General features: G+C 34.7%; 9 protein-coding genes. 6 read left to right on the forward strand and 3 right to left on the reverse strand.

Translation table 11 applies throughout. The features are described 5' to 3' along the window. The first annotated feature begins 316 nt into the window (after positions 1-316). The gene (locus tag ACHZDT_RS22140; protein ID WP_394776870.1) at positions 317-577 is read left to right on the forward strand and encodes a GIY-YIG nuclease family protein; all 261 of its coding nucleotides are present in this window, start codon (positions 317-319) and stop codon (positions 575-577) included. A 415-nt stretch (positions 578-992) separates the two neighbouring features. On the opposite strand, the gene ACHZDT_RS22145 is transcribed toward ACHZDT_RS22140, so the two are convergent. The 3 genes from ACHZDT_RS22145 to ACHZDT_RS22155 all read right to left on the reverse strand — a co-directional run bounded on the left by ACHZDT_RS22145 (position 993) and on the right by ACHZDT_RS22155 (position 2,831). Continuing rightward, entirely contained in the window at positions 993-1,319 is a 327-nt protein-coding gene (locus tag ACHZDT_RS22145; RefSeq protein ID WP_394776871.1) for a helix-turn-helix domain-containing protein, read from the reverse strand. Positions 1,320-1,405: 86 nt separating this feature from the next. Beyond that, positions 1,406-2,170: a hypothetical protein gene (locus tag ACHZDT_RS22150; RefSeq protein ID WP_394776872.1), complete on the reverse strand. Its 765-nt coding sequence runs from the start codon at positions 2,168-2,170 to the stop codon at positions 1,406-1,408. A gap of 4 nt (positions 2,171-2,174) precedes the next feature. Continuing rightward, complete coding sequence (locus ACHZDT_RS22155) at positions 2,175-2,831, reverse strand: hypothetical protein (RefSeq protein ID WP_394776873.1); 657 nt, start codon at positions 2,829-2,831, stop codon at positions 2,175-2,177. Between ACHZDT_RS22155 and ACHZDT_RS22160 the strand changes: the two genes are divergently transcribed. The 5 genes from ACHZDT_RS22160 to pyk all read left to right on the forward strand — a co-directional run. Then, positions 2,788-4,221: a potassium/proton antiporter gene (locus ACHZDT_RS22160; protein WP_394776874.1), complete on the forward strand. Its 1,434-nt coding sequence runs from the start codon at positions 2,788-2,790 to the stop codon at positions 4,219-4,221. The genes ACHZDT_RS22155 and ACHZDT_RS22160 overlap by 44 nt on opposite strands. Positions 4,222-4,447: 226 nt before the next feature. After that, positions 4,448-4,915 (forward strand): nuclear transport factor 2 family protein, encoded by a 468-nt coding sequence (locus tag ACHZDT_RS22165; protein WP_394776875.1) that lies wholly within the window; start codon positions 4,448-4,450, stop codon positions 4,913-4,915. A 276-nt stretch (positions 4,916-5,191) separates the two neighbouring features. Further along, positions 5,192-5,932, forward strand: coding sequence for a hypothetical protein (locus ACHZDT_RS22170; protein WP_394776876.1), 741 nt, complete (start codon positions 5,192-5,194; stop codon positions 5,930-5,932). A gap of 332 nt (positions 5,933-6,264) precedes the next feature. Next, complete coding sequence (locus tag ACHZDT_RS22175; protein WP_394776877.1) at positions 6,265-6,669, forward strand: type II toxin-antitoxin system VapC family toxin; 405 nt, start codon at positions 6,265-6,267, stop codon at positions 6,667-6,669. A 174-nt stretch (positions 6,670-6,843) separates the two neighbouring features. Next, a partial coding sequence (gene pyk / locus ACHZDT_RS22180; protein WP_394776878.1) for a pyruvate kinase occupies positions 6,844-7,800 on the forward strand: 957 nt, incomplete at its 3' end.

Here is a 7,800-nt window from a genome sequence, read left to right on the forward strand (position 1 = left end):
CCCCATTTTGTTTAGGGTGGGTTTTATTTAAGAATATTATAGCTTTAGCTTTATTAACATTCATTATTAGAACAATTACTTTTTTCAGATTGCGTCACCGTTGCATCACAAATATAATTATTATTATTAATTATTTATTATTGTTTGTAATTAAAACCCCTTTCAACATTGCATTTCGTTATTATACCCGATTAGTAAAAATCATTCATCATCACTCGTTTTCTAACTTACAAGCAGAGGGTCCGCGGTTCGAACCCGCGAACTCCCACTTAAAGCCTCACAGAGATGTGAGGTATTTTTGTTTTCAGGAATGTATATGTTATTCAAGGTCTATATATTATTCAGCAAAATTAAAAACCGGTATTATGTTGGTTGTACAGGCGATGATATAAATGAACGTATTAGAAAACATAATACAAATCATAAAGGGTTTACTGGTAAAACCGGAGATTGGATTTTGGTGCATGAGGAAATATTTGATACAAAATCTGATGCTTTAAAAAGAGAGAAATATATTAAAGATCAAAAATCACGAAAATATATTGAGCAACTTATAACAAAAGCTAAGTTGAATTAGAACATCCCGGTTAAATCGGGAGGGTCCGCGGTTCGAACCCGCGAACTCCCACAAAGCCTCACAGAAATGTGAGGTTTTTTTACGAGTATTAGATAATTATTTAACCAATACTAATTTAACTGATTTTCAATTTGTTATGAGGCTAATGCTTTAATGAAACTGGTCAATTTTTTATTTTTTCCCATCTTTGTATGATGATTTTTCTTAAAAAATTTAGGCTGTATTCGTCTTCTTAAATCGGCTTTTTTTGAGATTTGCAAACAATTTGCAAACAAACGCCATCTAATAATTTGCCCAATCGAATTTGAAAACATTTTAACAGGAAAGTGAAAGAACTAATATGCAATAAAGGTCAACTATTTTCAAAAAAATATCGGCAAATAAATATTTGGGTTATCACAACCAATCAGCTATTCTATCCAATTTCCTGCCTCAATCTTTCAAACCGGGAACCAAATTTTAACTGCCCTATTTTGTTTTCCTTGATATATTTTATCACTTCAGTTTTGTCAAAATAAACCCGGCCTCTTGGTTTATGAGAAGGTAACCCCCTTTTTATCCAATCAGTTAAAGTTGGCAATGATACTCTTAGAAACTTCGCAATCTCTTTTCGGTTAAGCAGATCTTCCTCATTATGCTCCTCCTTCAATTTCTTTTTCGTAAATTCCTGAAGAAAATCTTTCACTGCTTCTTTAATCCATCTCTTAAAGTCGTTTTCATTCGGAATAAATAATGTCTCCATAAAGTCATATTTTAAAAGTCATATTTTCATTTTCCCATTTAGGATTTTCATCCATCTACGATGGTCGGAAATGCCTATACTATTATTTAGCTCAGAACCGACTTATTTGGCTTAACAGTCCTGGAACTTCCCAAACGTTTCTTTTTTAGCAGTCCGCTACCAGATGAAGCGTGGCTGTCCTTTTCTGTTTCACTAATTTCTGTACCATCCGTTTGTTTTCTTTTTGCCTGCATCTGTTTCTCCAACCAACGATTTTGTAAAAACCCATATGCCTCATCTACTGATATGCCGGTTTGGCCTTCAAAAAAATAAAACCGCTGGCTTACTTCAGACTTGTTTTTTAAAGGGCTGATATTACCAAACAACTCCTGGTATGAAATACCAGCCCAATATTTTAGTTTAAGCCCTACGGCAACAATTTTACCATCTTCCGATTTTTCTAACTCCGAAAGACCATCTATCACCGATTCAACTTTCAGTTCTTTTTCCCAGCTTGTTTTATCTTCCAAATTCAATTGCTTTTTTGTAACAAAATCGAAAGCATTTTTCCAATCAATTTCCATCATTGATTTTTCCAGGTTAGCGGTATTAATGCCATTAATGGCAGCATCAATTAAAGGCGTTTCCTTTTGAAGAATAGCATCATAATACGACAACACATAAATGTCTTGTTTGATATCCTTTTCAAAGAATAGTTGTAAGCTTAACTTGTTTTTGCCCATCTCTATTTTTTGAGAAAGGATAAAGTTTTCTGGCTTAAAACTGATTCGCTTTAATAATGAATAGCCTGAATTTTCAAAACCTAATGATTCTAATTGCCTCATTAAAGCCGAAATGTTTTCAATATTCATGATGCTAATTTTTAAAATGAAAAATGGATTTAGGGTTTCTGTTAAGATACCCTAAACCTTTTTTACTACTTTCTCTTTTCTTAGGTAAAAGCGTTTTATCATTTCTCTTTTCTACCTTTTCTTTCCCTAATTTAAGTTCCTGCTTCAACTCTTTTTTTTTATCATTTCCCTGTTCTTCTTTAACTGCTTTTGTTGCTGCAGTTTGTTCAACAGAGTGGTACTTCTCAACCGATTCTTTTGCCACCAGCTTCATATTGGAATCATATAGATTTACCTTTTTGAATTGAGGGTCGGCTTCAATAAACATTTTATGGCTGCTACCATCTTTTTCGATGGTAACAGATTGTTGCACATTCCCTTTTTGAAGCGATTGCATTAACGCCTTTTCTTTATCAGTATTGTTTAAATCTGTTATAGGAAATTTATCCACTGCTGCTTGCAAATCAAAGCCATACTTTTCATGAAATTGTTTTACTTCAAAATTGTTATTCTTGTCTTTGTGGACACTGATGAAGTAAAAGAAACAGAATTGCGGACAAAATTTTAACTTTACTGACTTGAAATGACAAATGACACTAACATCGGAAAATATACTTCTAATCGGCTCAATACTTTTATTGTTAAGTATTCTTGCCAGCAAGGCAATAGGGAAACTTGGCATTCCTACGCTTATTATTTTTCTGGTAGTGGGTATGCTTGCAGGTTCAGACGGAATTGGCGGCATCCACTTTGACGACCCCAATCTTGCACAATCACTTGGTGTTATTGCCCTGTCTTTTATTTTGTTTTCTGGCGGACTGGAAACAAAATGGGAAAGTGTAAAACCTGTTTTGTGGCAGGGGGTTACGCTATCAACTTTGGGAGTATTGCTCACGGCTAGTTCTTTAGGTCTTTTCATTTCCTATATTTCTGACTTTACACTTACTGAAGGACTTTTAATCGGTGCTATTGTATCGTCCACTGACGCTGCTGCGGTATTCTCTATTCTTCGCTCTAAAAGCATTGGACTAAAAGGAAATTTACGGCCATTGTTGGAATTGGAGTCGGGAAGCAATGACCCGATGGCATATTTCCTTACTATTGGTATTACATCTTTGCTCGTGCATAAAGACACATCATTTGCTTCCTTAATCCCCTTATTTTTTCAGCAAATGATTATCGGTGCAATTGCAGGTTTCCTGCTTGGCAAATTTATGACCTGGACATTGAATAAAATCAATCTTGATTATGACGGTCTTTACCCTGTTCTGACATTGGCTCTCGTTTTTTTCACTTATAGCATTACAACTTTTTTTAACGGCAATGGTTTTCTTGCCGTATATCTTTCAGCCATTATTCTTGGCAATCAGAATTTTATTCATAAAAAAAGTATTATACGGTTTTATGACGGGCAAGCGTGGTTGATGCAAATTGTAATGTTTATCACTCTTGGACTGCTTGTATTTCCGAAACAAATACTGCCTTTCATTGGGACAGGACTGGTCATTGCTCTTTTTTTAATGTTTGTAGCAAGACCGCTTGCAGTATTTCTTTGCCTTTTATTTTTCAAAATAAAAAACAGGGAACGCCTGCTTGTTTCGTGGGTCGGGTTGAGAGGTGCCGTTCCAATTATATTTGCAACTTATCCGCTTCTTCAGGGTGTTGAAAAATCGGCTATGATTTTCAATATCGTATTTTTCATTGTGCTTGCTTCTGTAATACTGCAAGGAACGACTATCCCTATTGTCGCAAAGCGGCTTTATTTATTTAAACCTGTAAAATTAAAAACCCGTTATCCGCTGGAACTGGAAATGTCTGACAATTTTAAAAATGAACTTTTTGAAATAGAAATAAAAGAAAGTTCAAACGCTGTCGGCAGACAAATTTTTCAACTCAAATTTCCGAAAACATCACTTATTGTATTGATTAACCGCAATGATAAATATATCACGCCAAGCGGTACAACTACCATAGTGCAGGGTGACAAATTATTTATTATGTCTGACAACAATAAAGACAAAGATGAGATTAAACAAGTAATCCTTAACGACACAGAAACAACATCAAAATAATTCAATGGTCACGGACAGAAAAGAAGAGCGAACGCACAACAGCGGTTTAATAAATGCGGGGGACAGTGCGTAATTGAGCGGTTGTATTTCAATAAAACATTTTTGCTGGCAGACAGTTCAGTACTCCGAAATCCCGCACTTCTTAAACCCGCAAAACGTTAGTCATAATCTCGTGGAGACAGTATTAACTTTGAAAAGGCAAACATATAACCAACTTAATACAGAAATGAGAAAATTAATAAAACTTTTTGGACTAATAACCTGGATTTATTTATTGACAGGTTGTAACAATACTCAACCGACAATTACCACGATTGACTATAAAAAAGCTGAAGATTTCATTAAGGAATCCGAGAAACAATGGGCTGAATCTGTTGGTTCGGGTGATTCAACTGTGATTGAAAGAATTTTAGCAGATGATTTTATTGGTGTTGACCCTGAGGGCAAGCAATACAACAAGCAACAAATGGTTCATGATACCAGAAATGCACAAAAATATTTTAAGTCAAATCATCTTAATGATGTTAAAATTCGTTTTTACGGTAATGCCGCTGTAGCTCAGGGTGATGAAACATGGGTTCGCTATTCTGGACAACAACTTACTGGACGTTTTGTTTGGACAGACACATGGGTGTTGCGAAATGACAAGTGGCAAATAGTTGCAGCCGAAGATTTGGTTGCTCCGGTCAAATAAAATTTGCATTGGATAATTTTTGACAGGACATATACTTAATTGAAAAGATGATGACATGCCGCTAACATTGCATTGGCAATATGGCGGGGTGACTCAAGAACAATCAGCGATATATCGCTAATCAACTTCGGTTTCGGCAGACGAATAACGCCGAACTACAAAATGAACAATGAACTTTTGTAATTTTATTCACCATCGGTATCTGGCTGGACGAGCAATGAATGCCGCCACATCGCCAATGCCATACCGTTATGCGAAAGCAATGGCTACATAATAATGAGATATAAACTTTTATTTCTCTTCATTCTTTTTACTCAATTTGTAAAAGCAGACGCTGGTCCACCTTGGATTCAAGCAGTATGTAGAATAACATTGACTAACGGTAAAACTATTGATGGTTTTATTAAATTGGCCATTGGCGGAAATGGAATTTGGATCAATGGATTTAATGTTGAAGAATTAAAAGTTCAGCCGCGACAAGATCAGCAAATATTTTTTGATTTAGATTTCCGAAGTATTCATTTTACAGATTCCACAATTGAATGCTCGACTATTGATAAATCAAACAAACCAATTATAAAAGTAAGTGAGGATAGGCAAATTAAGTTATTTGAATGGATAGAGGATTTCTATAAAAATAAGGAGGATTCTATAGTAAACATAAATAATAATGAACTCCACTATCGCCTAAAAGATTCTCTAATTATTTATTATGATTTAACATTGCAATCATTTCTTGACACTATGGACATATTACAAAATTCAAAAAATAGAATTGGCTATTCTATAGTTGGTATAAATCAAATTCGGCAATTTGAATTAATAATTAACCCTGATAAAATTTGGCTTGATAAAATAGAAAAGGCAAAAAACAATTTTCATAAATATGACAATTCAGTAACTGGCGATTGGCAACCTGCTGCTTGGTTTCACGAGTTTGTTACAAATAAGGAATCATATGATGAGTATCAACCAATTATTAAACGCAATATTAATGAATTTCAAAAATTAAAATAGTTTGCCTTCTCATAACATTGCCTGCAAGCAATCGCAACTTGAGAGATTTTTTCTTTGATTTGAAAGTTGTACATTAGACAAATGAATCCGTTTGCAACAATGACATTTAACTCCATATTAAAAAAATTAAAAGATATTCCTTCTGACAGACTTGAGGAGTTATATCAGTTTATTCACTCCCTTAATCCAAAGAAAAGGGGATCTGAGAAGTTGAGAAAAAAAATATTAACATTCGGTGGTTCATTCAGTGATATGAGTAAAAAAGATTATAACGATTATCTCAAGCAAACTAAGAAAACCAGGACTAACCTTTTTAATCGTAATGCGGACTTATGAGCCCATCAATGTTTGACACTGATATTCTTTCGGAATTTTTGAGAGGAAATACAAAAGTAGTTAAGAATGTTGATGAATATTTAAAGGAATTTGGAATCATTAGTTTGAGTATAATAACCTATTATGAAATCCTAAATGGACTTTTATATAAAGATGCAAAAAAACAACTCAAAAAGTTTGAAAATTTTATAGTCCTTAACAATGTTTTACTTTTGACATTAAAGTCCACTAAACTGGCTGCAAATATTCAAGCAGAACTTCGTAAGAAAGGAAGAGAAATTGGACATGCAGATACTCTGATAGCTGGTATCGCAATTGCAAATAAATTACAGTTTGTAATAAACAACACAAATCATTTTAAAAGAATTAAAGGCTTAGAAATTGCTAATTGGTCGAAGTAACAATAGGCATTAGCCAACCGCTTATAATGGTACTGCAGAAACATCATTATAAACTATTATTGTATAAATTAAAAAAAACTCAGCGGCAACACCCTAAAACAAGCAACTCGCAGCATTAAAAATTAGAGTACTTAATTTTCAATTTACAGTGATTAGCCTAGGAAATAAATAATAATGATCATCTACAATAAAACAAAAATCGTTGCAACGATAGGCCCTGCATCATCTACGTATGATGTTCTTAAAAATATGATCCTGGCAGGTGTAGATGTTTGCCGGCTGAATTTATCTCATGGTGATGAAGTCTTACAAAAAAATGTAATAGATACCATACGAAAAATCAACGCAGAATTAAATACAAATGTTTCTATTCTTGTCGATCTGCAGGGGCCGAAAATTCGTATTGGTGAGGTTGAAAATAATTTAATTGTTCTTGAAAACGATTCAGAAGTTGTCTTCTCCACACATGAAAGTATCGGTAATACGAAACGTCTGAGTATAAACTACCTGCAATTTCCTTCTGATGTTGCCATCGGTGATAAAATACTTCTCGACGATGGAAAAATAGTATTGAATGTAACCGGAACCAATCGCAAAGACGAAGTCATTGCACGTGTTGAAAGCGGAGGAAATTTATCTTCAAGAAAAGGAGTGAATCTTCCTAAAACAAAAGTATCCCTGCCAAGCCTGACTCCGAAAGACCTTCAGGATTTGAAATTTGCTATGGACCAGGAAGTAGACTGGATAGGGCTTTCATTTGTACGCACTGTTAATGATATTATCGATCTGAAAAACCGCATAGCACAAGCCGGAAAGAAATGCAGAGTAATCGCAAAAATAGAGAAGCCCGAAGCCCTCGATGAAATCGATCATATTATACATGAAACAGATGCATTAATGGTTGCACGAGGCGACCTGGGTGTTGAATTACCAATGGAAGAAGTACCTCTCATTCAGAAAATGCTTGTGAATAAATGTATCCAGGCATCCAAGCCTGTTATCATTGCTACGCAAATGATGGAAAGTATGATCACCAATTATACACCGACGAGAGCAGAAGTAAATGATGTCGCTAATTCAGTTATCGATGGCGCAGATGCTGTAATGCTCAGCGCGGAAACATCTGTCGGA

Origin of the sequence: Flavobacterium sp., from assembly GCF_043722275.1 — a bacterium.
Taxonomy (GTDB): Bacteria; Bacteroidota; Bacteroidia; order Flavobacteriales; family Flavobacteriaceae; genus Flavobacterium.

Excerpts from the sequence above, each read along its gene's own strand:
- ACHZDT_RS22140 (WP_394776870.1), top strand. The coding sequence starts at position 317 with ATGTTATTCAAGGTCTATATATTATTCAGCAAAATTAAAAACCGGTAT.
- ACHZDT_RS22175 (WP_394776877.1), top strand. The coding sequence starts at position 6,265 with ATGAGCCCATCAATGTTTGACACTGATATTCTTTCGGAATTTTTGAGA.
- ACHZDT_RS22145 (WP_394776871.1), bottom strand. The coding sequence starts at position 1,319 with ATGGAGACATTATTTATTCCGAATGAAAACGACTTTAAGAGATGGATT.
- ACHZDT_RS22170 (WP_394776876.1), top strand. The coding sequence starts at position 5,192 with ATGAGATATAAACTTTTATTTCTCTTCATTCTTTTTACTCAATTTGTA.
- ACHZDT_RS22155 (WP_394776873.1), bottom strand. The coding sequence starts at position 2,831 with ATGCCAAGTTTCCCTATTGCCTTGCTGGCAAGAATACTTAACAATAAA.
- ACHZDT_RS22165 (WP_394776875.1), top strand. The coding sequence starts at position 4,448 with ATGAGAAAATTAATAAAACTTTTTGGACTAATAACCTGGATTTATTTA.
- ACHZDT_RS22150 (WP_394776872.1), bottom strand. The coding sequence starts at position 2,170 with ATGAATATTGAAAACATTTCGGCTTTAATGAGGCAATTAGAATCATTA.